Origin of the sequence: Bacillus sp. AF62, assembly GCF_050312695.1 — a bacterium.
Taxonomy (GTDB): domain Bacteria; phylum Bacillota; class Bacilli; order Bacillales; family Bacillaceae_G; genus Bacillus_A; species Bacillus_A cereus.
This window is the reverse complement of the sequence record NZ_JBNPJZ010000316.1, coordinates 1-247: the sequence shown is the minus strand read 5'-3', so window position 1 is coordinate 247 and position 247 is coordinate 1. Positions and strand designations below refer to the sequence as shown.

The following is a 247-nucleotide window of genomic DNA, read 5'->3' as shown; positions in this document are numbered from 1 at the left end:
GGCGACTGATGGGAATCGAACCCACGAATGCCGGAGCCACAATCCGGTGCGTTAACCACTTCGCCACAACCGCCATGTTGTGTAAATATATTTGGCAGGGGCAGTAGGAATCGAACCCACACTGGAGGTTTTGGAGACCTCAGTTCTACCTTTAAACTATGCCCCTATGTAAATGGTGGAGGGGGGCAGATTCGAACTGCCGAACCCGAAGGAGCGGATTTACAGTCCGCCGCGTTTAGCCACTTCG

The 247-nt window shown here is 53.4% G+C and carries 2 tRNA genes; both read right to left on the bottom strand.

The annotated features are described in order from the left end of the window. Positions 1-73: transfer RNA gene (locus ACQRBL_RS32960), tRNA-His, on the bottom strand. A gap of 19 nt (positions 74-92) precedes the next feature. Next, a tRNA-Trp gene (locus tag ACQRBL_RS32955) sits at positions 93-166 on the bottom strand. Positions 167-247 lie beyond the last annotated feature (81 nt).